Below are 23,078 nucleotides of genomic sequence, written 5' to 3'. Positions count from 1 at the left end.
GGCCGGATTGGCTGGTCGAGGATGCCGACCTCTCTTGAACACGGAGTTCTGAAAATGGCCAAGCAAACCTCCACGCCTGAAACCCCCTCAAGTACCGACAAGGCGTCAATGCCACAAAACCTTGAATCAATTACAGCACAGCCGCAGGCGTTGGAAGTTGCAGCGCCAATCATTTCCAGTGAGGTGTACGGGACTATTACTACGGAAAAGATGAAGGAAGGTTCAGACCTGACTGTCGATTCGCGCATGGACAGTTCGGACATCACCGTAAGGTTTAGGGTAGAAGAGAAGCCAGAAATAAACTTTGAACCTATTGTTGATTCAAGCGGGGTGTCGGGCGGCAGAAAAATTTCGATTCCTCTGGAGTACCTGACCAGGTCCATGAGGTTCACACTGGTCTCATGGTACGAGGGTACCGTAGGTGGCAAGCCAGCTGTTTCACTGGCCAAGTACGTAACGGTGAACTTTTACCCCGCGGAACAGAGCGAAGCGTTAGCGCCTAAGTTGCGAGATGAGAGAGTCGTAGACAATACACCAACCTACAACATGCACGATCACGAAAGTCACGAAAAGGTTGATATACCGATTCCCTATCTTGCCCAAGAGGGAGATAAAATTTACTGCAGCGTCGTTACGACGCAATTTGATAAGAAACCTTCCTCCTATCTCGTGGTTTATGGATATGCATTAACGCTCGAAGATATAAAGGCAGGCAAAAAGCTTGAATTTTCCATTCCTCGTGGTTGGCTGGCGCGTCAAAAACCAACCGGCGAAGCGATCACTTGCCACGCTGGCTGGATTACCAGTGGCCTGGCGGCCGAAGCGCCGAATGACACTGAAAATCCTGATGAGAAGACCTTTCTTCCAGCGAATGTCCTTGATATCCAATATCGTCGTACCGCGCAATTCATTGGGGATCAAGGCCTGAAAGATTTGCCGCATCCCTATTTGCGACAGTCTGCGTTTTTCGATGATCAGTGGTGCCTTAATCCGGAACTCACCAAAAACGGGGGAGAGGTAGACGCGCCGCAACTGGACACCTATGCAGATGATCGGGTCTGCTTCTACGTGAGCGGCCCCGGCTACGAATCGAAGTCACTTGGCTGCGTAGAAATTCAAAACGATGGAGATCCGGCCTCCATCAAGTTGCCACGCTGTGTGATTGCCTGTTTCTTTAATAAGTCGATGACGCTGAGCTATACCGTTCAATTTCCTAACTTGGATGGGCCTGCACTGCCGTCACCGAACCGAGTGGTCAATGTGCTGACGCCTAGACTTTCTCCGTCGGAGATTGCAGAGGCGACTCACGGTAAGGTTAATCTCAATATTTTCTCTGAGGACGCAACGGCGTTTGTTCAGATAGGGGATTATGCCACCTGCGCCAATTATTGCTGGGCGTGGATCACAGGTAAGTATGAGCACGGAAGTGACTACCGGTCCGATATTCTGATCAAGGAGCCTGTTATCGAGGACTGGATGAATAAAGGTATTGAAGCAATTATCCCCAGAGATAAGCTGCAAAAAATGGACGATTGCAGTGACTTTGAACTGCATTTTGCCTTTAGCTTCTGCGAAGCCTCTGATCGATCAGACGCTATTGAAGCTCCGGCTGCAAAGTTCCATATCATCCAGGAAGACCTGGTGCTGCTCCTACCTACCGTCGACAAGATGGAAGACAATGAATTGGAGCCGTGGAACGCTCGGGATGGCCTGGAAGTGACTGTCAGTTACCTGCGTATGAGTGAAAAACATCAGATCGCCCTATGTTGGGAGAGACCCAACGGACTCTACTGGACCCTGGAGCCTCAACACGGCAGTCGTGAAGGCGTTGTCAAATTTCGCCTGCCTGCTGAAGCCGTGATCGAGAGCATGGGCAAAACCCCGAAGATTATTTACACCGTGACCACCACCTGTAGGGAGAAGGCCCAGACTTCATTGCCGCTGAATTTGAAGATCAATCTGCCTACACGGCTGAATGCTCCGAACGTGCTGGAGGCGACGCCGCCAAGGACTCAAAATGCCATCTTGGACACCAGGGTATTTGTTGGGGATGCCAACTCTCACGAAGACACAATGTGGTTCTTACGGAAAGGGCAAAAGTGCTGGCTGCGGGCGACGGGAACGGATAAAAACGACACCCCTTATACGTTCAATATATATGCCGACAGGACCATTACACCCCAGGAGGTGACAGAAGGGGTGACCTATCCAGTCCTGCGATCGGAGTTGGATAAGTTAAAAGACAACACCCAGTTGACGCTGACATTCAGTGTGGCAACGGACGCTAGCTTGAATGAGAATGTGGTGTGTCCCTCGCGGACACTGGTCGTGCGCGTGATCACGTTAGTCACCGAGGACTTTACGACTACATCGGCGGGGCAATTTCCGGCAGGCTATCTAGTGCAGGCGCCGACAATGACGATCACAGCCAGGAGCGGTATCGTCGGAATTCACGCGGCGTCCCCGGCCGTCCCTTCCATGACTACAGGCAACGCCATCGCGTTGAGTTGTGCTACTGGCTCTGAGGGGCCGGTCCCCTCTCAGACAGTTGACCTATTTCTGAAACGTGAGTATCTGCGTGTCAGGTTTGCTTTTACGCGCAATGCCTATTATGGGGTGTGCTACTTCTATGGCCGCAACGGCGAACTCCTTGGGACGCGTTCGGGACTGTCAGTCAATAGCTGGGTAGACTTCAGCGCCCCGGATGGGAAGTTAATCAACAAGATCAGCGTTGTTAGTCAGCAGCACTCGTACTTGGATAGCTTTCAGTTCTACTACTGACTAAGTGGGCCGGCTTGTCGGCCTAAGTGCTTTTTTAAAATGCTCCCGGTAACCCAGGAGCATTTCCCCCCCTTGTCATCCAGATAGAAAATCGCCGACCACTCCATCGATTTCATATTGGCCTCTAGCCTGGCCGCGACATCCGTTGGACGCAGGTGTCTTTCTGAGAGCGTTTTAAGGTGTAGTGGGCATTGTCCAATGGTCGGATAGTGCTTTTTTTGGAAGAGAACTGTGAATTCTGACAGTAGGAAAAGCAGTGTTTTTTCGATGTGATGAAACAGCGCCGATTAGGACTAACACCTGCTTCTCGGCGCTACCTGTCCACTGAAAGGAATTCTCCCCATGCCCAATTTATTGCCGGATGCCCTTGATCTGCCCAGGCCAACGCTGGTTGAGGCTGACGAAAATGGTCGTGTCGACTCACTCACGCTGCTAGACGGAGGCAATGTCAGCGTCTGCTACGACAATATGCAGGCAACTGACCGTATCACGCTCAATTGGCCACTGGCGGGCAGCCCCTATCCGCCGATACCACCCCAAAATGGCAACGACGCAGGGTGTATCAACATTTATATCCCTCCCGAATACATAGCACTATGGTTGGACAATTACGTATTGTTCACCTACACCGTTACTCGAAACGGTGAGGATCAAACGTCTTTGCAAGGTCAAGTATGGATCAGCCTGCCTTCCAACATGCCCCAGGAACGGATTGTCGAAGCGGTTGATGGCAAACTGGATCTTTCTTTACTGTGCTGTAAAGATCCGATTCTTTACATTCCACCCTGGGCATTTATCGGCACAATCCAAACGATCAACTGCTATATAGGCGGCGTCTATCCCGATGGCTCCAAGGCCAGGCTTTATCCATTCAAGGATGAAGCGGTTAAAGACGAAGACGTACGCGTTGGGTGGCGTCGGGCTATCCCTCGGGAGTTGCTCCAACAGCTTAAGAACGACAGCGAACTGTTTGTTTCAGCGTCCGTTCGTTTCAGTCTGGCTAACCCCTATAGAACGTTCCCCTCGCTAGTGTTGACGTTGCTCACCGAGCCTCACCTGGAACTCTCGTCACCTGAGCTCAAAGAAGCGGTACACACCGAGTTCGACGGCTGGGTGGTCAACCCCATAAACACGGTTAACGGCGCGCATATTGTTGTGGCGTATGAGGGCATGTGCAGCGGCGATACTGTGTGCCCGAAACTTTCCGGGATGCCGGGGCCAGGAACGCCGGTACTGGAGTGTCGCCAGGTGATTGAGGGTGAAACCAGCCTGGTGTTTGCGGTAGCGCCTTCAGCGATTCGCGCCAACTTTGACCAAACCATTACCTTGACGTACGGCGTCACGCGCTGCGATGGCAGCCAGTGGTCTTCACCCGAGCGTAAGATGAAAGTGCTGGGTATCACGGGGTTGCCGAAGTCGGATATTGAACAGTCCACGGGCAATAGGCTGGACCTCAATACCTTTCGTGGCGATGCAACAGGCTTGATGCCCATTTGGAGCTATGCCCTTGAGCCGGACTGCTGCTGGATGTGGGTAACCGGTACGCTTGAGGATGGCAGCGACTATCATTTTTATGTGTTGGAGGGCGTACCGCTCAACGCTGCCTGGTTACATGATGGGATCGATACACCAATCTCCCGGGCCAAGTTGCAAAAGCTGGCGGATTGCAGCGAGTTTGAGCTGCATTTTGCGGCGAACTTCGATGGCCAGTGTGCGCTGGAGACTGCCGTTGAGTTCCCTGTTGGGAAATTTAGCATCGAGCAAGAGGCTTTGACACTACCCCCTCCCAAGGTGTGCCAAGCGGTGGAGGACCAACTGACTATCTGGAATGGCCGTGACGGTGTGACTGTCCGGGTTCAATATGAACGGATCGGCCCCAAACAAATGATCGACCTCAAGTGGGTCAAGCCTGACGGTACGAGCCTGCCGTTGGAATCAAAACCGGGCAACAGCGATCCTGGCTATGTCGATTTTGCGATCCCGCGTGAAGCGGTGATCCAGGGCGCAGGTAAAACCATCCTGATCAATTACATAGTGACCAGTAGTTGTAAGCTGGCGCCGTCGAAGACGCTTGCGTTGAAGATCAGTGTACCGACCCGGTTGCCGACACCCGTTGTGCCAGAGGCTACGCCACCTGCTACTCAAGGCGGGATTTTAGATCTGCAGACTTTTACCGGTGATGCGCATATCACCGTGTATGACGCAAACTTCGACAAAGCGTGGTGGTTTGCTTTTGAAGGGCAAAATGCTTGGCTACGTGTTGTCGGGACTCTCGAATCTGGTGCCCCCCATACAATCAACGTACGTATGGACCCACGCGTAATTTTAGAGGAAGTCAATAACGGGTTGTCGGCAGTACTGCTGCGATCTGAATTGGAAAAACTGAAAGATCACAGCCCGTTGACTGTTTTTTGCGAGGTCACGACTGACGGCAGTTCAAGTGCAACGGACGCAGTGCGGTTTCCATCTTTGGAATTGACAGTCATTGTGCCCCCCAAAATTCGCTATGAAAACTTTACTGGGCAGCCGACCCGACTGATTTCTGCAGGCGGAAGTATTAGCATCCCGACGATGAACATACGTTTTCTATCTGGTCCAGGAACAATGGGTATCTCAACGTATCCATCGACACCAGGGATGCTAGAGGGACAGGCACTTGTTTTTGCTGATAGATTAGGCCAGGCACCGAGTCATCAAAGAGTGCGTCTTGATTTAACCTTTACCTGTAAGCGTGTGAAGTGTGCCTATACCTGGAACCACTATCCTACAACAGTGAGTTTTTACAGTCCGTCTGGCGGATATTTAGGCGCAGTCAGTTTAAATGGGAGTCCAACGCACAGTTGGATCGATTTTCCTGCACCGGTAGGTTCGGTGATAGGTTACATAGAAATATCGTCTGGCGATTGGATGTACTTTGATTTCTTTACCTTCTGGTTGTAGCTTCAGTCAGCTTGACTAAACGCCCACCTGCTTAAGGTGGGCGCTTTATGCACATCTTTTTTGTCAGCTTACTTCGGCCCAAGAATCTTCACCAACTTATCCGGCGACGGCGCCCCTTGCTGCTGTTGCAACCCACCCTTGTCATCCAGATAAAAAATCGCCGGCGTCGCCGACAGCTCCAGTTCATCCATCAGCTTCATATTGGCATCAAGCTTGGCCTCAACCTCGGCCGGGATCTTCTCCAAGGCCTTGAGCTTGCTGCCTTTGCCGGCCGCTTCGTGTTCTTGCAGGGCTTTTTGCGGGTCTTTGGCGGCGAGCAGGGCGGCGGATTTGCCTGGGCTGTCTTCGCGGATGATGCCGACCATGATGTGGCGCAACTGCACCTTGCCGGCCTTGACCCACGGGCGCGCCTGTTCCCAGAACATGTTGCAGTACGGGCAGTTGGGGTCGCTGAACAGGTAGACAGTGCGCGGGGCGTTTTTATCGCCGTCCTGGATCCAGCTGCTGTTTTCCATCTTGGCCCAGACTTCCTTGGCCATCGGCGCGTACACCAGTTTTTCCAGGGGCGCGGTGCTCAGGTCATTGCCCTGGGCGTCGTACAGGTTGCCGGCGATGACGTTTTTGCCATCGGCGGTCAAGTACAGGGCCATGCCACGGTTCTGGTATTGGGCGGCGTAGCCGGTGAGGCCGCTGGGGGCGTCGAATTTGCCGATGATCTTGGCACCCTTGGCTTCGATCTGTTTGATCGGGGCCGGCAGGTCTTCGGCCTGGGCCAGCGCAGCGGCTAGTGTCAAAGGCAGCAGGGTCAGCAGGTGGCGGAGGCGAGGCATGTCGGTTTCCTTATCGTGGCGTTGTCGAAGGGTTCCATGGCACGGGCCAGGCTGGCTTCGGAGAGTTCGCCCAGGTGGCTGTTGATCAGGCGCCCATCGGCTTGGTAGAACAGCGTAGTCGGCAGGGCCATGGAACCCACGGCCTGGCCGAGGCGACCGCTGGCGTCAAACAGCACGTTGTCGAGGTTCAGGCCCTGGGTGGCCAGGTAGGTGCTGACGCTTTGCATGCTTTCGGCCTGGTTGACGAACAGGAAGGTCACGTCGGGGCGCATGCGCTGGGCGTTTTCCAGCACCGGCATTTCGCGTCGGCACGGCGGGCACCAGGTGGCCCACAGGTTGATCACCAACGGGCCGCCCTGATAATCCGCCAGTTGCACCACTTCGCCATTGGCATTGCGCAGGGTGATGTCCGGCAGGCGCGTGCCTTTTTCATACAGGCTCAGGGACAGGCTGGTCATGCCCCAGAACAACAGGCCGGTAATCACCCCGGCGCTGAGCGGCTTGCGCAGGGCCGGGCGACGCCAGCCGTACGCCAGCGCGCCGAGGATCAGCGCGATGATCCCAGGCCAGGCGAGAAAGCCGCCGTCACGCAGGTCGACCATCTCCACCCAGTCGTTGCTGTAATAACTCCAGTACATCAGCACAAAGCTGACCCGGGCGGCGAGCAGGCCCAGCAGGAACAGGCTGAACAGCACCGACTCTGGGTTTTCGCCGCCGCGCTTGGCCACGCGCCAGCCCACCAAGGTGGCGAGAATCAGCGCGCTGATCAGCAGCAGGTGATTCAGGGCGATGGCGAAGGTGCCGATGGTGAGGGTCAGCATCAGCGAGCGTCCCGCGTCTGGGTCCAGCGTTGCAGGAAGGCGGCGGCGTCTACTTCGCCGGTGATGCGTTGGGCGCGGCGTTCTTCACCGTCCGGGCCGATCCACACGAAGCTCGGTGGCCCTGGCACTTTGTAGCGGCCCAGCAGCTCGCGGCTGGCGGCGTTGTCGGCGGTGACGTCCAGGCGTAACAGGCGCACGTCTTTGAGCGCGTCCATCACCTCGGGTTTGCCGAACACCTGTTTCTCCATGATCTTGCACGACACGCACCAGTCGGCGTAGTAGTCCAACAGCACCCATTGGCCCTGGGCCTTGGCGCTGTCGAGTTGGCTTTGCAATACCGCCGGGTCGCTTACCGTGGTGAAGGCGTCGTGAGCGCTGGGTGCATCGGCGACCCGAGAGCCGCTGTAGACCTTCAACGGTTGCCACAGCTCATCGCTGCCACCGGCCGCACCCACCACCAGCACCGCGCCCCACAGGCCCAGCACCAGGGAACCGGCGCCGAATACCTTGGCCGCCAGGCCGGACTCACGGGCCAGTGCCCAGCCACAGTACGCCATCACCAGCGCCAAGGCGCCCCACAGGCCGATCCACAGGCTGTCGCCGACCACCGGGCGAATCATCAGCACGGCGGTGCCCAGGAACAGGAAACCGAAGACGCCCTTGAGCACGTTCATCCAGGTGCCCGGCTTGGGCAGGAAGCGATTGCCCACGGTGACCAGCAGCAACAGCGGAATGCCGATACCGATGCCCATGGCAAACAGGATCAGCCCACCGTGCAGCGCGTTGCCGCTCTGGGCGATGTACAGCAGGGCGCCAGCCAGGGGCGCGGTCATGCACGGCCCCACCAGCAGGCCGGACAATGCGCCGAGCACACCGGCACCCACCAGGCTGCCACCGCTTTGCTGGCGGCTGACGTTATCGAGGCGGTCGCGCAGGAAGGCGGGCAGTTGCAGTTCAAAGAAACCGAACATCGGCAGGGCGAGCAGCACGAACAACGCGGCAAAGCTGCCGAGAATCCACGGCGTTTGCAGCAACGCCGCCAGGTTGGCGCCGAGCAATGCGGCCATCACCCCCAGGGCGGCATACACCAGCGCCATGCACACCACGTAGCTGCCGGCCAGGGCAAAGCCACGGCGCGGGCTGGCGCCACTGCCCACCACCAGGCCGGCGAGGATCGGCAGCATCGGCAACGAGCAGGGCGCAAACGCCAACAGCAGGCCCAGGCCGAAGAACACCAGCAGGCTCCACCCCAGGCTGCGCTGCTGCAGGCCGCTGGCCAGGCTTTGATCCTGGGCCTGCGCGGTGGCGGCGACGGCCGGGTTGCCGCCCAGGTCCACGGTGATCGACTGCGGCGGATAGCACAGCCCCGCATCGGCGCAGCCCTGCCAGCCGAGCTTGACCTGGCCGGTGGTGCCGGCGGGGATCTTCACTTCCAGGCCCTGGCGATACACTTGCTGCTCGCCAAAGAACTCGTCGCTATGGGCTTCACCCTCGGGCAGCACGGGTTGTTCGGCCAGGCCGTCGAACTTCATGCGCTGCTGGTACAGGTAATAACCGTCGGCAATCTGCCAGAACAGCTGGGTTTCGCCGCTTTCAAGACGTTCGGAGGTAAAGGCGAAGGCTTTGCCCACCGGGAGGAAGTCGGGTTTGGTTTCGAAGGGGCTGCCCGGCGCTGCCTGGGCGAATCCCGCGAACAACACCAGCAGAAAGGTAAACAGATGCCGCATGGTCAAGCCTTAGTTCGATGCAAGTGAGGCACACAATGTGTGGCGTTGATTAACCGATGATTAACCGCCGCTATTCTAGAGTGTAGGGATTATCCGGTGTTGCGAACTTTAGCGGCATAATGCGCGCTTAATCCGTGGCTTTTCTAATCGCGCCATCATTCATGAAGGGTTAACCATGCACGTACTGGTCTGTGAAGACGACGAACTGATCGCCAGTGGCATCGTGGCCGGCCTGACCGCCCAGGGCTTTACCGTGGAACGCGTGGCCACGGCGTCGGCTGCGCGGGCGATGCTTAAGGCTGCGGCCTTCGACATCATGGTGCTCGACCTCGGCCTGCCCGACGAAGACGGCCTCAAGCTGTTGCAACAACAGCGCAGCCAGGGCTTGGAGATTCCGGTGCTGATCCTCACCGCGCGGGACTCGGTGACCAACCGCGTCGACGGCCTGCAGGCCGGCGCCGACGACTACCTGCTCAAGCCCTTCGACCTGCGCGAACTCGCCGCTCGCCTGCAAACCTTGCTGCGCCGGGTGGCGGGGCGCAGCGTCAACCTGATCGAACATGGCCGCCTGGCCTATGACCCCAGCAGCCGCGAGACCTTCCTCGGCGGCCAGCCGGTAGATTTGTCCCGGCGTGAACAGGCGTTGTTGCAGGCGCTGTTGCACAACAAGGGCCGCGTACTGTCCAGCGAACAGCTCAAAGACAGCGTCTACGGGTTCAGCGACGAACTGGAAAGCAACGCGCTCAATGTGCATATCCACCACCTGCGGCGCAAGTTGGGCAACGGCATCGTCGAAACCGTCAGGGGGCTGGGCTATCGCCTGGGCACGGCTGATGGGGGAGAAAACACCCCGTGATGAGCTTGCGTCTGCGCCTGACGTTCAAGCTGGGCGCCGCTTTTGTACTGATCTGGGTGCTGGCGGCTGCCTGGATGCTCAACGATTTGCGCAACCAGATGATGTTTTCCCTCGACCAGCGCCTGGTGGCTTCGGCGCGCATGGTGGCCGGGCTCACCGAACAGATGCCGGGCCTGGCCAGTGTCAGCGGTGGCGCGCATTTGCGCACCGAACAACTGAATGTGCCGGGCGGCATGGCTTGCCAGGTCAGCTCTTTGCGCGGCGAGATTCTGGCCCGTAGCCATACCACGCCAGAGGAAGGGTTGGAGTCGCGCCGCAGCGGCTTTCGCGACCAGATCATCGACGGCGTGGGCTGGCGCAGTTTTACCCTGTCCCGTGGCGACTTGCTGATCACCACCGCCGACCGCCAGGTGGAGCGTGAAGCCCTCAACCTGTCGATCCTGCTGGCGGCCTCGGTGCCGGTCGGCGTGGCATTGCTGGGCTGCCTGTGCCTGCTGTGGCTGGGCATCGGCCAGAGCCTGGTGCCGCTCAACCGTATGCGTGATGCGCTGATGCGGCGCAGTGCCGACTCCCTCGAGCCCTTGCAGATTCACCCGCTGCCCAGTGAGCTCAAACCGTTGCTCGACACCCAGAACCAGTTGCTGCAACGCATCGCCAAGACCATCGAGCGCGAACGTCGCCTGACCGGTGACGCCGCCCATGAACTGCGCAGCCCGTTGACGGCGATCAAGACCCACCTGCAAGTCGCGCGCATGACCGAGGGCGCGGCCCGCGACCAGTCCCTGGCGCACGCCGAGGAGGGCGCCGACCGCTTGCATCGCACCCTGGAGCAACTGCTGTTGCTGGCGCGAGTGGAGGGCAGCCTATCGTTTGACGATGGTCTGCAATCCAGTGCCGAGGAAGTCGCCAGGTTGGCGATCCAGGATGCCAATGCCGGTGACAACTCACGCATCGATCTGATCCTGGCGCCGGCGCTTTCCCCTGTGCCAGTGGCAATGCCCGTGGGCCTGGCCGTCGCGGCCTTGCGTAACCTGCTGGACAACGCCTTGCGCCATACCCCGGCCGATACCCGCGTGGAACTGCACGTGTTTTCTACCCCGGATAATGTGGTGTTCCGCGTGCGTGACCATGGCCAGCAGATCTCCAGCGAAGACCTGCAATACCTCACCCAACGTTTCTGGCGCAATGGCAGCAGCGAAGGCTGTGGCCTGGGCCTGGCGATTGTCCAGGCGATCGTGCAGCGCTGCTCCTGCTCGTTGCATTTTGACAGCCAGCCCGATGGTATGCGGGTCGACCTGGGTATGCCGTTGCGGCGCTGAACTGACTTTTCACGTGGCAAATAATTACCGCCCGCCTGAGGCTCAAGCCTTCAGGATGGCGGTAATTTTTTTGCGCTTGAACGGGCCGAATGAGTCGGCCTGAATTGAAAAGGACCGTTCTTATGTTGGTGATCGACACCAGTTTCCCCGCCAGGGATTTCAACGACCGCCGCGGCGAAACCGTGCAACAGGTGGTTTTGCACTACACCGCTTCGCCCTTTGCTTGCTCGCTGCGCACCCTCACTCAAGATGGCGTCAGCGCCCACTATCTGCTGCCCGACCCCGATGAACCCAGCTACCGCGCTGCCGGTTATGAAGAGCTGCGGGTGTTTCGCCTGGTGGACGAGGGGCAGCGCGCCTGGCATGCAGGCGTGAGTTATTGGGCGGGGAAGGCCGACCTCAACAGCCGCTCGATGGGCATTGAAATCGTCAACCTGGCGCGCGATGACGCGGGCGTCTTTACCTTTCCTGAATATGCACCGGCGCAGGTTGATGTATTGATTGAATTGCTTCGCGACCTGCTGGAACGCTATCCGCAGGTCGGCCCTACTGACTGGCTCGGGCATTCGGACGTGGCCTACTGGCGCAAGAGCGACCCTGGGCCTCGGCTGCCCTGGCGTGTGCTGCATGAAGCCGGCATCGGGGCCTGGTTTGATGAATCGACCCGGGCGATGTACCAGCGCCGCTTTTGTGTTGGCTTGCCGCCGGAGGTGGAAGTGGAGCGGGCGTTTCAGCGGTATGGCTACAAGCCCGCGCAGAATCGCCGGGCCTTTGAGCAGCGCACCCGAGCGTTCCAGATGCACTTTCGGCCACGGGATTATTGTGGGTTTCTGGATGCAGAGACTTGTGCGGTCTTGTATGCATTGAACGAAAAGTACCGCGGGATTTGATGCCGAGCACTGTTCAAATGTGGGGCTCCATGTGGGAGGGGGCTTGCCCCCGTGACGGCCTGACGGCCGACGCTTATCTACCTGACGCGCCGCGATCCAACTGTGGGAGCTGGCTTGCCTGCGATGACGGCCTACCAGCCGATACTTCTCTCCCTGACACCCCGCAACTCAACTGTGGGAGCGGGCTTGCTCGCGAAGGCGGCCTGACAGTCAACACAGTTGGACCGGGTACATATCCGTTATTTAGGTAACGGCCACTTAGGGTTCCGCCCTGACGGCGGCTCACTTTTGAAAAGCGCAAAAGTAAGCAAAACGCTCTTGCCCCACCACTCGGCACCTCGCTTGGGCTCGGTGTGCCCGAACGCAGGCTTGAATCCGTGGGCCGCCGCCACGCGCCATCCATGGCGCGGGGCGGCTAACCCGGCGTCCTGCCGGGTTACCCACGAATTCAAGCCTGCGTTCGGCCAGCGTGGTTTAACGGGGCGCCTAAGATCAAAAGCCAGATCAAGATCACAAGCAGAGCAAGATCAAGAGCGGCTCGCTTCGCATCGTGGTTAGCGGTGGCTGTGGCGAACTGCACAGTCGGTAAATATCCGACCAACCTCCTAAATCCCCGTGCATCTGAAGCGTCTCCACAACAGGAAATCCGTGCGCATGCCCTTGGGCCAGACGCCAACGGATCGGCAGTTTGGTCACGATCATCAGCGTATTGAGGGATTCAGAGATGTCAGTCGCTACCAGCCGTATCGAAGACGCCCCGGTGCAGGCCGCGGAAACGCTCTATCAGTTTGACGAAAGCCCGCTGCTGGCCCGTCAGCGCCAGCAGGAATCCAACGCCCGCAGTTACCCACGGCGCATCCCCCTGGCGCTCAAGCGTGCCAAGGGCATTTATGTGGAGGACGTGGAGGGGCGGCGGTTCATCGACTGTCTGGCCGGTGCCGGCACCCTGGCGCTGGGGCATAACCACCCGGTGGTGATCCAGGCCATCCAGCAAGTGCTGAGCGACGAACTGCCCCTGCATACCCTGGACCTGACTACGCCGGTCAAGGATCAATTCGTGCAGGACCTGTTCGGTTTGCTGCCTTCGGAGCTGGCGCGGGAAGCCAAAATCCAGTTCTGCGGCCCCACCGGTACCGATGCGGTGGAAGCCGCGTTGAAGCTGGTGCGCACCGCCACTGGGCGCAGCACTGTGCTGTCGTTCCAGGGCGGCTATCACGGCATGAGCCAGGGCGCGCTGAGTTTGATGGGCAGCCTGGGGCCGAAGAAACCCTTGGGCGCCTTGCTCGGCAATGGCGTGCAATTCCTGCCCTTCCCGTATGACTACCGTTGCCCGTTCGGCCTGGGTGGCGCTGAGGGTGTGCGGGTCAACCTGCATTATCTGGAAAACCTGCTCAACGATCCGGAAGCCGGCGTGTTGCTGCCAGCGGCGGTAATTGTCGAAGTGGTCCAGGGTGAGGGCGGTGTGATCCCGGCGGACCTCGACTGGCTGCGTGGCCTGCGCCGTATCACCGCGCAAGCGGGGGTGGCGTTGATCGTCGATGAAATCCAGAGTGGCTTTGGGCGTACCGGCAAAATGTTTGCCTTCGAACACGCTGGCATCATCCCGGATGTGGTGGTCATGTCCAAAGCCATTGGCGGCAGCCTGCCGCTGGCGGTGGTGGTGTACCGCGACTGGCTCGACACCTGGCTGCCGGGCGCTCATGCCGGGACCTTCCGTGGCAACCAGATGGCGATGGCGGCGGGCTCGGCGGTGATGCGCTACCTCAAGGATCACGACCTGGCAGGCCATGCGGCGGCCATGGGCGAGCGCCTGGGCGAACACCTGCGCATCCTGCAGCGCGATTTCCCACACCTGGGGGATATCCGCGGGCGTGGGTTGATGCTGGGGGTGGAGCTGGTCGACCCGACGGGCACGCCTGATAGTCAGGGCCACCCACCGGTGCATCGCCAGTTGGCGCCGCTGGTGCAGCGCGAATGCCTCAAGCGCGGGCTGATCCTGGAACTGGGCGGGCGCCATGGCAGTGTGGTGCGTTTTCTGCCACCGCTGGTGATCACCGCTGGCGAAGTAGACCAGGTGGCCGAGATTTTCGGGCGCGCCTTGGCGGCGGCCGTGGCCAGCGTCTAATTTTCCAGGCCCTTGGTACGTTTCTACAGATATCAGTGCTGCGCGTGGTGCGCAGCCAGCCTTTGAGCGACGGAGAACAGCAATGACCTCAGTATTTGACCGCGACGACATCCTCTTTCAGGTAGTGGTCAACCATGAAGAACAGTATTCGATCTGGCCCGACTACAAGGCCGTGCCAGAAGGCTGGCGCACCGTGGGCAAGAGCGGCATGAAGAAAGAATGCCTGGCCTACATCGAGGACGTGTGGACCGACATGCGCCCGCTGAGCCTGCGCCAGAAAATGGATGGCGCGGCCCTCGCCAACTGATTCACCCCCATACCCCGTGTAGGAGCGAGCTTGCTCGCGAAGAACGCAAGAACGCCGCGTTTACCCTGAATAAACGCGGCGTTCTGAAGTTTTTCGCGAGCAAGCTCGCTCCTACAGTGGAGTGTGGGTGTAGAGGTAATCCGTGGCCAACGACGCCAGCGTCCTCACGCCCACCACCAGCGCCGACTCATCCACAAAGAACCCTGGGTTGTGATTCGGCGCCGCCTTGCTCATGTCCTGGTCCCTTGGTGTCACCCCCAGGAACACAAACAGCCCCGGCGCCTCCTTGGCATAGAACGAGAAGTCTTCGGCGCCACCTACCAATGGGCCTTGCACCACATCATCCTGAGCCGCCCAGCGCAGGCTCGGCAGCATCTTCTCGGTCAGCACCGGGTTGTTGATGGTGGGGTCGTACTTCTCGATGATCGTTACTTCGGCCTTGGCGCCACCGCTTTCGGCGATTTTCTCTACGGTTTGACGCACGTCTGCATGCAGCTTCTGGCGAATGCCGTAGTCGTAGGAGCGAATGGTGCCGCTCATGTCCACCGACTCGGGGATGATGTTATAGCGGGTGCCACCGTTGATGGTGCCGATGCTCACCACAGAGGGGAATGACGAAATATCGGTACGGCGGCTGACCACGGTCTGCAGGCCGACAATGGTTTGCGCGCCGACGGTGATCGGGTCAATACCGTCCCAAGGGCGGCCGGCGTGGGTCTGTTTGCCGAGGATTTTGATGCGCAGGTCATCGGAGCTTGCCAGGGTCGGGCCCGGGCGGTAGGCGATTTGCCCGGCAGGCACACCGGCCCACACATGCAGGCCGAACACCGCATCAGGCTTGGGCGCTTTCATCACGCCTTCCTGCACCATCATCTTCGCGCCCCAGGTGTTCTTGCCGTCTGGGATAAAGTCGCTGGGGCCTTCTTCGGCCGGTTGGAAATAAAACACCACGGTGCCGGGCAGGCGCTCGCGCATCCCGGTAAGAATCTTCGCAGTGCTCAGCAAGATAGCGGTATGGGCGTCGTGGCCGCAGGCGTGCATCACGTCGACTTCCTTGCCCAGGTAGGTGCCCTTGGCTTTGGAGGCGAAGGGCAGGTCGGCGACTTCCTTGACCGGCAGCGCATCCATGTCGGCGCGCAGGGCCACGGTCGGGCCGGGCAGGGCGCCTTTCAAGATGGCGACGACGCCGGTACGGGCTACTCCGGTCTTTACCTCAAGGCCGAGTTCGCGCAACTGTTTGGCGACCAGCTCGGCGGTGCGCGTTTCGGTATTGCCCAGTTCGGGGTGGGCGTGGATATCGCGGCGGGTTTCCAACAGGCTGGGTTCGAGGATTTTCGCCTGGGCGGCAATTTCCTCCCGGGCACTGTCCTGGCCGCTGCTGGCGGCAATCACTGCGCTGCTTGCGACCGCGCCGAGCAACCCCAAAACCCATTGGTGTGTCAGACCGTTCATACGCATACCAACCTCTCCTTGCTTATTGTTGTGGATCTTTCTCCTGCACGCTGCCGGCGGTCAGCACTTGCACGCTCAAGCGCGGCGTCGCGAGGTCAAGCCCGGCTTCATCCAGGTGCCGCTTGAGCGACAGGTTGAACGCCCGCGACACTTCCCACTGCTTGATCGGCGCGGTCTTGAAGCGTGCGCGCAGGATCGCGCTGCCGGACTCGAAACTTTCCACGCCCTGGATCTCCAGCGGCGACCAGATATTGCGGCGTTGCAGCGGGTCGTTGCGCATGGCATGGCCGACCTCGCGCATCAGTTTGATCGCGTCGTCGATTTCCATGTTGTAGGGGATCGCCACGCGAAAGATTGCGTAGCCGAACTCGCGGGAGTAGTTCTTGATGCTCTTGATTTCGCTGAACGGGATGGTGTGCACGATGCCGTCGATATCGCGCAGGCGCACGGTACGGATGGTCAGGCCTTCCACCGTGCCGAGGTGGCCGCCCACATCCACGTAGTCGTCGATGGCCAGGGAGTCTTCGATGATGATGAACAGGCCGGTGATCAAGTCCGCCACCAGCGACTGTGCACCAAAACCGATGGCGATACCGATCACACCCGCACCGGCCAGCAGGGGCGTGACGTTCATGCCCATGTTGGCCAGGGCGACGATGGCGGCGATGATGAAAATGGTCACGAACAGCACGTTGCGGATCAACGGCATCATGGTCTGCGCACGGGCGTTGGCCAAGCCTTTGCGCGAGCGCGTCAGGGCGTGGTGAATGGCCGTGTCGCTGAGGATCCAGATCAGCCAGGCAAACAGCAAGGTCCCGCCAAGGCCCACCAGCTTGACGGCGATTTCATGGCCGTCGCCTTCGGCAAAGCGAATCATCGACAGGCCCCACACGCGCAACCCCAGCTCGATGAACACCAGCCACACCGCCAGGTGCACCAGGGTGTAGACGAAGCCTTTGAGGCGCTCGGAATACAGCGCGTGGCGCTTGTGCCCGCGTTGCGGCTTGAGGGCGTGGCGGCGCACCAGGCCGTTGATCACCATGCACAACACCAGCAACACCGTGCACAGCAGTGACTGGCGCAGGGCGGTGCTGGTGTCGCCGGCGGAGAGGAAGGTGGCGAACAGCGAAATGCCCACCAGCAACAGCGCCGGCAGGTACCAGAAGGTGCCGATGATCGACAGGGTATCGGTGAGCGCACGGCGGTTGAGGCGGCGCGACAGCGGCTGGTTGCGGATCAGGTGCGCAATCGGCCGGCGGAACCGCAGGATAAACACCCCGGTGGACAACGCGGCCATTACATTGGCCACCGTCGCGGCAGTGTGGGCCAGGTGCTGGCCGAGGGCTGCAACCAGGCGCGGGTCGCTCAAGGCTTCACCGAAGGCGGCAAAACTGCCGATCCACCACAGCGGGCGGAACGCTTGGTGACGCAGGATATACAGGGCGCGGTGGCGGTGCGGGCCGTCGAGCAGCGAGAAGGCAATCACACAGATAGCCGAGAAGCAGGTGCCGACCACCAGGGCATAGGCCAGCACCATGGCCAACGATTTACCCAGGGATGAGGGCAGGGCGTAGCTCAGGTACACCGTGATCACCAGGGCGATCAGCCATGGGCCCAGCTTGCGCAGGGCGAAGCGCAGCATGTCCCAGGTGCGCGGGTGCTGCGGCAGCTCTTCGGGCAGGCCGAAGCGCTCGCGCACCCGGTGGCTGAGCCAGATCAGCGCGGCGGCCAGCAGGCTCCACACCGCCAGGATCACAGCAAAACCGAAGATGATCGGCAGCCATTCGCTGGCCGGCAACATCAGGGCGGCGAGTTCATCCTTGGCCAGGTCGACTTCATTGGACCAACGCCCCAGCGGGCTGTCGGCGCCGGAAAACTGCTGCTCAAAGCCCGACAGCGTACTGCCGATCAACCCGAGTACCCCGAGTTCGGCGGCGGGCTGGGCCTTTTGCGTGGCGGCGCGCAGCTTCTTCAGGTCGCTGAGCAACTGGGTGCGTTGCTGGTCGTTTTCCAGGGTCTTGATCACTTCGTCCAGCGACTGCCCCAGGGGCACTTCCGCCTGGGGTTGGGTCTTGCTGGAGCCGCCCAGCATCCCGGGCAAGCCTACGGCTTGGGCGGGCATCACTGGCAGCAGCGTGAGCAGGGCGATCAGCAGGTAGCAGGGTAGGGCAAACAGACGGGAGAACACGAGGCGGTCAACCTTGAAAACGACGAATTGACCGAGTGTACGAGGCCGCTATGCCCAATGCGAGCGCATTTGTCACTGCGCCAGTTTGGCGAGGATCTTGTAGACCACAGTGCCGAGGATCAACAGCATGCCGATCCACATGCCAAACACGCCCAGAGGCTTGTCGCGAAAGTTGAAGCCGACCGCGAGCATGATCATGCCGATCATGATAGGGATCAGCATGGCGTGGAACGAGGACATTGAGATCATGGACGGGGCGGCCTTGTCGGACTGGAAGTTCTGACAAGTCTAGGCTGGATTGGCAGAAGTGCAGGTGATACAGGTCAGTTTGGTAGTACACAGAACCCAATGTACGAGGGGCATGCCCTAACTCCATGTAGGAGCGAGCTTGCTCGCGAAAAACTCACAGGCGCCGCGCTCATTCAGCAAGCACGCGTTATCGTTTACGTTCTTCGCGAGCAAGCTCGCTCCTACATGATGGAGTCACATTTTGATTGAGTTCAGTTCGTAATATCAGGGCAAATCGCGACTGGCGTAGAACGCTCCCAGCACCTTGACCAGATGCGCCAGGTCATGGCTGCCGCACAGCTCGCGGATGGAGTGCATGGCAAAGGTCGGCAAGCCGATGTCCACCGTGCGCACGCCCAGGTGGCTGGCGGTAATGGGGCCGATGGTCGAGCCGCAGCCCATGTCACTGCGCACCACAAAGCTCTGCACCGGCACTTCCTGGGCCATGCACAGGTGGCGGAAGAACCCGGCGGTTTCGCTGTTGGTGGCGTAGCGCTGGTTGCTGTTGACCTTGATCACCGGGCCGGCGTTGAGTTTCGGGCCGTGGTTGGCGTCGTGTTTCTCGGCGTAGTTGGGGTGCACGCCGTGGGCGTTGTCTGCCGACACCAGCAGGGATTTCTGAATGGTGCGTACGAATTCTTCACCTTCGGGCAACAGGCGACGCAGGGTCTGTTCCAGCATCGGGCCATCGGCGCCGCAGGCCGAGCAGGAACCGACTTCTTCGTGGTCGTTGCACACCAGCACGCAGGTTTCATCGGTGTCGCTGGTGAGCAAGGCCTGCAAGCCGGCGTAGCACGACAGCAGGTTGTCCAGGCGCGCGCCGGCGATGAAGTCGCCATTGAGGCCGATCACGGCGGCACTTTGGGTGTCGTAGAAACTCAGCTCGTAGTCGAGCACCACATCGGCATTCAACCCATGCTCGCGGGCCAACTGTTCGGTGAGCACGGCGCGAAAGTCCACGCGCTCGTCACCGGCAAACTGCGCGAGGATAGGTGGCAGCTCGGTCTGGGCATTGATCGCCCAGCCCTGGTTGGCTTCACGGTTGAGGTGAATGGCCAGGTTGGGAATGATGGCGATCGGCAGCTTGAAATCGATCAGTTGGCTCTCGACCTTGCCATCGCGGCGGAAGGTGACACGCCCGGCCAGGGACAGGTCGCGGTCGAACCAGGGCGCCAGCAGCGCGCCGCCGTAGACTTCCACGCCCAGTTGCCAGAAGCCCTGGCGTTGCAGCTCCGGCTGGGGCTTGACCCGCAGGCACGGGCTGTCGGTGTGGGCGCCGACCATGCGGATACCGTCTTGCAGCGGCGATTGGCGGCCGAGCTTGAAGGCGATGATCGAGGAATCGTTGCGGGTCACGTAGTAGCGCCCGTTGGCCTCGGTGGCCCAGGTGTCGCGCTCGTCGAGACGCTGGTAGCCGGCCGCTTCCAGGCGATGGGCCAGGGCAGCAGTGGCATGAAAAGGAGTAGGGGAGGCCTTGAGGAAGTCGATCAGGCCTTGATTCAACGCTTCGCGCATAAATAGCTCCAGACAGCAATGCGCGGAGTTTACCGTATTGGCCCCGCCGATTCATTGTAGGAGCGAGCTTGCTCGCGAAAAACTCAATGGCACCGCAGCCATTCAGGTTATACGCGGTGCTCTCAGGTTCTTCGCGAGCAAGCTCGCTCCTACAGGTAAGCGTCTGTGCCTTCAAAAAGGCGCAGGGCACTCGAAGCGCAAACGCTCGCCGCTTTGCGGATGGGTGAAGCTGAGCATGCTTGCATGCAGGCACAGTCGTGGCCAGGCCGCCAGGGCTTGCTCATGGGCGTACAAGCCATCACCCAGCAGCGGATGCCCGATGGACAACATATGCACGCGCAACTGGTGCGAACGCCCGGTGATGGGTGTCAGCTCCACGCGGCACCAGTCGCCGCAACGCTCCAGCACTTTCCAGAAGGTCAGTGCATGTTTGCCGAACTCATGGTCGACCACATGGCGGGGCTTGGTCGGCGGGTCGTAGCGCAGGGGCAGGTCGATGCTGCCGCTGTCCAGTGCCGGTTGGCCCCAGGCCAGGGCAGTGTAGGCCTTTTCGGTCTCGCGGTCGTGAAACTGGCGGGACAGTTCGCGGTGGGTATCAGCGTCCCGGGCCAGCAAGATGATCCCCGAAGTTTCCCAGTCCAGGCGATGGACGATACGGGCTTCGGGGTAGCCGTTTTCCTGCAGGCGGGTGATCAGGCAGTCCTTGTTGTCGTCGGCGCGGCCAGGCACCGAGAGCAGCAGGGTCGGCTTGTTCACCACCAGGACAGCGTCGTCCTGATGCAGGATATGGATATTGGACAGCGGCATTAAACAGCCTCGTAACAAACGCCAACGGCGGCTCCACTGACCGCCCCCTCACCTTGTAGGAGCGAGCTTGCTCGCGAAGAACCTGAGAACACCGCATTTCACCTGAATGAACGCGGTGCCGTTGAGTTTTTCGCGAGCAAGCTCGCTCCTACAGCAGTACAGGGACCAGGTAGCAGAGCCGCCGTGGCGACCGCCCGTTCGATCAACGATCGGGCAGGGTGATATTGAGTTCCAGAATCGAGCAGCTGCCGTCATTTTCCAGGGCGACATGCACGTCATCGTTGCCGATATTGACGTACTTGCGGATCACCTCGACCAGTTCCTTCTGCAAGGCTGGCAGGTAGTCCGGGGTGCTGCGTTGGCCGCGTTCGTGCGCCACGATGATCTGTAGACGCTCTTTCGCGACCGATGCGGTACTGGGTTTTTTGTTGGCGCGAAAGAAGTCGAGAAATTTCATTGTTTAGTTGCCTCCAAAGATACGCTCGAAGAATCCCTTCTTCTTGACATCGAGGAAGCGGTGTTCCACGGTCTTGCCCAGCAAGCGATCCACGGCATCGCTGTACGCCTGGCCGGCGTCGCTCTGGTCGTCGAGAATTACCGGTACGCCCTGGTTGGATGCCTTGAGCACCGCCTGGGATTCTGGGATCACGCCCAGCAGAGTCACGGCGAGGATTTCCTTCACGTCTTCAACACCGAGCATTTCGCCGTTGTTGACGCGCTCCGGGTTGTAGCGGGTGAGCAGCAGGTGCTCCTTGATCGGGTCCTGGCCTTCTTCGGCGCGCTTGGACTTGCTGGCCAACAGGCCGAGCATGCGGTCCGAGTCACGTACCGAGGACACTTCCGGGTTGGTGACCACGATGGCTTCGTCGGCGAAGTACATCGCCAGGTGAGCACCGGTTTCGATACCGGCCGGGGAATCGCACACCACGTATTCGAAGGTTTCTTTGAGTTCGGCCAGGACTTTGCCCACGCCTTCTTTGGTCAGCGCGTCTTTGTCACGGGTCTGGCTGGCGGCCAGCACGTACAGGTTCTCAAGGCGCTTGTCCTTGATCAGGGCCTGTTGCAGGTTGGCTTCGCCGTTCACCACGTTGACGAAGTCATACACCACTCGGCGCTCGCAGCCCATGATCAGGTCAAGGTTACGCAGGCCGACGTCGAAGTCGACGATGACTGTCTTGTGGCCGCGCAGAGCGAGGCCGGTACCGATAGCGGCGCTGGTGGTGGTCTTACCCACACCACCCTTGCCGGATGTAACCACGAGAATCTTGGCCAAGGTGTTTCACCCCTAAGGAAAAAGGACTTTCGGTCCCTGAAAAACATCTCTTGGAGCTCGCCGCAGGCGGACAGCCTTTGCAGGAAAAAGTCGGGGTTTCCATGGGGAAACACCAACTTCCAAAAAGTCCTACACAAGTCTTGCCGGTTTCGCTTTGCTATCAGAGTCTAGAGATGCTTGGAAAATGCGGCAGTATCCGTTAAAGACGGATGATGTTCAACACATCGCCCGACAGGTTGACCTGTACCGAAGCGCCCCACAGTGGATCGCGGCGCAAATCTTCGGAAACCTTGTACTGACCCGCGATGGAAACCAGCTCAGCGGTCAACTGCTGGCAAAAAATACGCGCCTTGGTATCACCCTTGATGCCGGCCAGGGCGCGTCCGCGCATCGGGCCGTATACATGGATGTTGCCATCGGCAAGAAGTTCCGCCCCCGGGCTGACCGAGGAGACCACCACAAGGTCGCCGCCCTGGGCGTAAATCTGCTGCCCGCCGCGTACCGGCGAGGTGATGATCTTGGTGGGCCTGATCGTAGGCTCGGGCGGTTTTTCCGGTTTTTTCTTTTCTTCGCCGACCAATGGTTCCAGCGCACGCTCGCGGGCGCCGGACGGTGGCAGTACTGGCAGTTCAATGGCGATGGCGGCGGCAATGTCTTCGATGCGGCTGGCGCGGATGGCCAGTGTGCGCAGGCCATGGGAACGGCATACGCGCATCAGCCCGGGCAAATCAATCACGCCCTGGCCGGCCGGCAGCTTGTCCAGGGCCAGCACCAGCGGGGCGTTGTTGAAGAAGTTCGGCGCCAGGGCGACCTTGGCGGCCAGTTGGCGGTCCAGGGCGTCGAGGTCATTGCGGGCCAGTTCCAGCACGGTAATGGCGAGCATGCTGCCTTTTAGCTGGAACACGGGATCTTGGTCTAGCGGTTCGGTTTGGCTCATGGTCGGCGAAAGCGGCTTGTCA

Annotated in this window: 18 protein-coding genes; 7 read left to right on the top strand and 11 right to left on the bottom strand. The window is 59.8% G+C overall.

Features of this window, described 5'->3' with window-relative positions:
* The first annotated feature begins 54 nt into the window (after window positions 1-54).
* Together HU731_RS06990 and HU731_RS06985 are read left to right on the top strand one after the other, a co-directional pair.
* Entirely contained in the window at window positions 55-2,781 is a 2,727-nt protein-coding gene (locus HU731_RS06990; RefSeq protein WP_186606823.1) for a hypothetical protein, read from the top strand.
* A 342-nt stretch (window positions 2,782-3,123) separates the two neighbouring features.
* Window positions 3,124-5,721 (top strand): hypothetical protein, encoded by a 2,598-nt coding sequence (locus HU731_RS06985; RefSeq protein WP_186606822.1) that lies wholly within the window; start codon window positions 3,124-3,126, stop codon window positions 5,719-5,721.
* Between the two features lie 68 nt (window positions 5,722-5,789).
* On the opposite strand, the gene dsbG is transcribed toward HU731_RS06985, so the two are convergent.
* From dsbG to dsbD, 3 genes are read right to left on the bottom strand one after another with little or no spacing between them, the layout of a single operon-like run.
* Window positions 5,790-6,551 carry a thiol:disulfide interchange protein DsbG gene (dsbG, locus tag HU731_RS06980; protein ID WP_044274929.1) on the bottom strand — a complete coding sequence of 254 codons (762 nt, stop codon included), beginning with the start codon at window positions 6,549-6,551 and terminating at the stop codon, window positions 5,790-5,792.
* A complete protein-coding gene (locus HU731_RS06975; RefSeq protein WP_056786340.1) occupies window positions 6,527-7,372 on the bottom strand; it encodes a TlpA family protein disulfide reductase in 846 nt (281 codons plus the stop codon). Before HU731_RS06975 ends, dsbG begins: the two co-directional genes overlap by 25 nt.
* Window positions 7,372-9,099: a protein-disulfide reductase DsbD gene (gene dsbD, locus HU731_RS06970; protein WP_186606821.1), complete on the bottom strand. Its 1,728-nt coding sequence runs from the start codon at window positions 9,097-9,099 to the stop codon at window positions 7,372-7,374. The genes HU731_RS06975 and dsbD overlap by 1 nt, the downstream gene beginning before the upstream one ends.
* A gap of 175 nt (window positions 9,100-9,274) precedes the next feature.
* Between dsbD and HU731_RS06965 the strand changes: the two genes are divergently transcribed.
* From HU731_RS06965 to HU731_RS06945, 5 genes are all read left to right on the top strand, one after another.
* Entirely contained in the window at window positions 9,275-9,955 is a 681-nt protein-coding gene (locus tag HU731_RS06965; RefSeq protein ID WP_032895992.1) for a response regulator, read from the top strand.
* Window positions 9,955-11,274, top strand: coding sequence for an ATP-binding protein (locus tag HU731_RS06960; protein WP_186606820.1), 1,320 nt, complete (start codon window positions 9,955-9,957; stop codon window positions 11,272-11,274). The genes HU731_RS06965 and HU731_RS06960 overlap by 1 nt, the downstream gene beginning before the upstream one ends.
* Before the next feature lie 122 nt (window positions 11,275-11,396).
* The gene (locus HU731_RS06955; RefSeq protein ID WP_186606819.1) at window positions 11,397-12,164 is read left to right on the top strand and encodes an N-acetylmuramoyl-L-alanine amidase; all 768 of its coding nucleotides are present in this window, start codon (window positions 11,397-11,399) and stop codon (window positions 12,162-12,164) included.
* A gap of 724 nt (window positions 12,165-12,888) precedes the next feature.
* A complete protein-coding gene (locus HU731_RS06950) occupies window positions 12,889-14,289 on the top strand; it encodes an aspartate aminotransferase family protein (RefSeq protein WP_003192849.1) in 1,401 nt (466 codons plus the stop codon).
* A gap of 82 nt (window positions 14,290-14,371) precedes the next feature.
* Window positions 14,372-14,596: an MbtH family protein gene (locus HU731_RS06945; RefSeq protein ID WP_186606818.1), complete on the top strand. Its 225-nt coding sequence runs from the start codon at window positions 14,372-14,374 to the stop codon at window positions 14,594-14,596.
* Between the two features lie 111 nt (window positions 14,597-14,707).
* On the opposite strand, the gene HU731_RS06940 is transcribed toward HU731_RS06945, so the two are convergent.
* The 8 genes from HU731_RS06940 to minC form a co-directional block, all read right to left on the bottom strand.
* The gene (locus tag HU731_RS06940) at window positions 14,708-16,054 is read right to left on the bottom strand and encodes an amidohydrolase (RefSeq protein WP_186606817.1); all 1,347 of its coding nucleotides are present in this window, start codon (window positions 16,052-16,054) and stop codon (window positions 14,708-14,710) included.
* A gap of 16 nt (window positions 16,055-16,070) precedes the next feature.
* The gene (locus tag HU731_RS06935; RefSeq protein ID WP_186606816.1) at window positions 16,071-18,236 is read right to left on the bottom strand and encodes a mechanosensitive ion channel family protein; all 2,166 of its coding nucleotides are present in this window, start codon (window positions 18,234-18,236) and stop codon (window positions 16,071-16,073) included.
* A 72-nt stretch (window positions 18,237-18,308) separates the two neighbouring features.
* A complete protein-coding gene (locus HU731_RS06930; RefSeq protein WP_186606815.1) occupies window positions 18,309-18,485 on the bottom strand; it encodes a hypothetical protein in 177 nt (58 codons plus the stop codon).
* Between the two features lie 264 nt (window positions 18,486-18,749).
* Complete coding sequence (locus HU731_RS06925; protein ID WP_186606814.1) at window positions 18,750-20,039, bottom strand: M18 family aminopeptidase; 1,290 nt, start codon at window positions 20,037-20,039, stop codon at window positions 18,750-18,752.
* Window positions 20,040-20,210: 171 nt separating this feature from the next.
* Window positions 20,211-20,846, bottom strand: a complete 636-nt coding sequence (locus HU731_RS06920; protein WP_003192838.1) for an RluA family pseudouridine synthase — start codon at window positions 20,844-20,846, stop codon at window positions 20,211-20,213.
* 202 nt (window positions 20,847-21,048) lie between these two features.
* Entirely contained in the window at window positions 21,049-21,303 is a 255-nt protein-coding gene (gene minE, locus HU731_RS06915) for a cell division topological specificity factor MinE (protein WP_003175252.1), read from the bottom strand.
* 3 nt (window positions 21,304-21,306) lie between these two features.
* Window positions 21,307-22,119, bottom strand: coding sequence for a septum site-determining protein MinD (gene minD, locus HU731_RS06910; protein WP_003192835.1), 813 nt, complete (start codon window positions 22,117-22,119; stop codon window positions 21,307-21,309).
* A gap of 199 nt (window positions 22,120-22,318) precedes the next feature.
* Window positions 22,319-23,056, bottom strand: coding sequence for a septum site-determining protein MinC (gene minC / locus HU731_RS06905; protein ID WP_186606813.1), 738 nt, complete (start codon window positions 23,054-23,056; stop codon window positions 22,319-22,321).
* Between the last annotated feature and the right edge of the window lie 22 nt (window positions 23,057-23,078).

It is taken from the genome of Pseudomonas salmasensis (assembly GCF_014268375.2).
GTDB classification, from domain to species: domain Bacteria; phylum Pseudomonadota; class Gammaproteobacteria; order Pseudomonadales; family Pseudomonadaceae; genus Aquipseudomonas; species Aquipseudomonas salmasensis.
The sequence above is the reverse complement of the archived record's forward strand: the minus strand, read 5'-3'. Positions and strand labels throughout refer to the sequence as shown.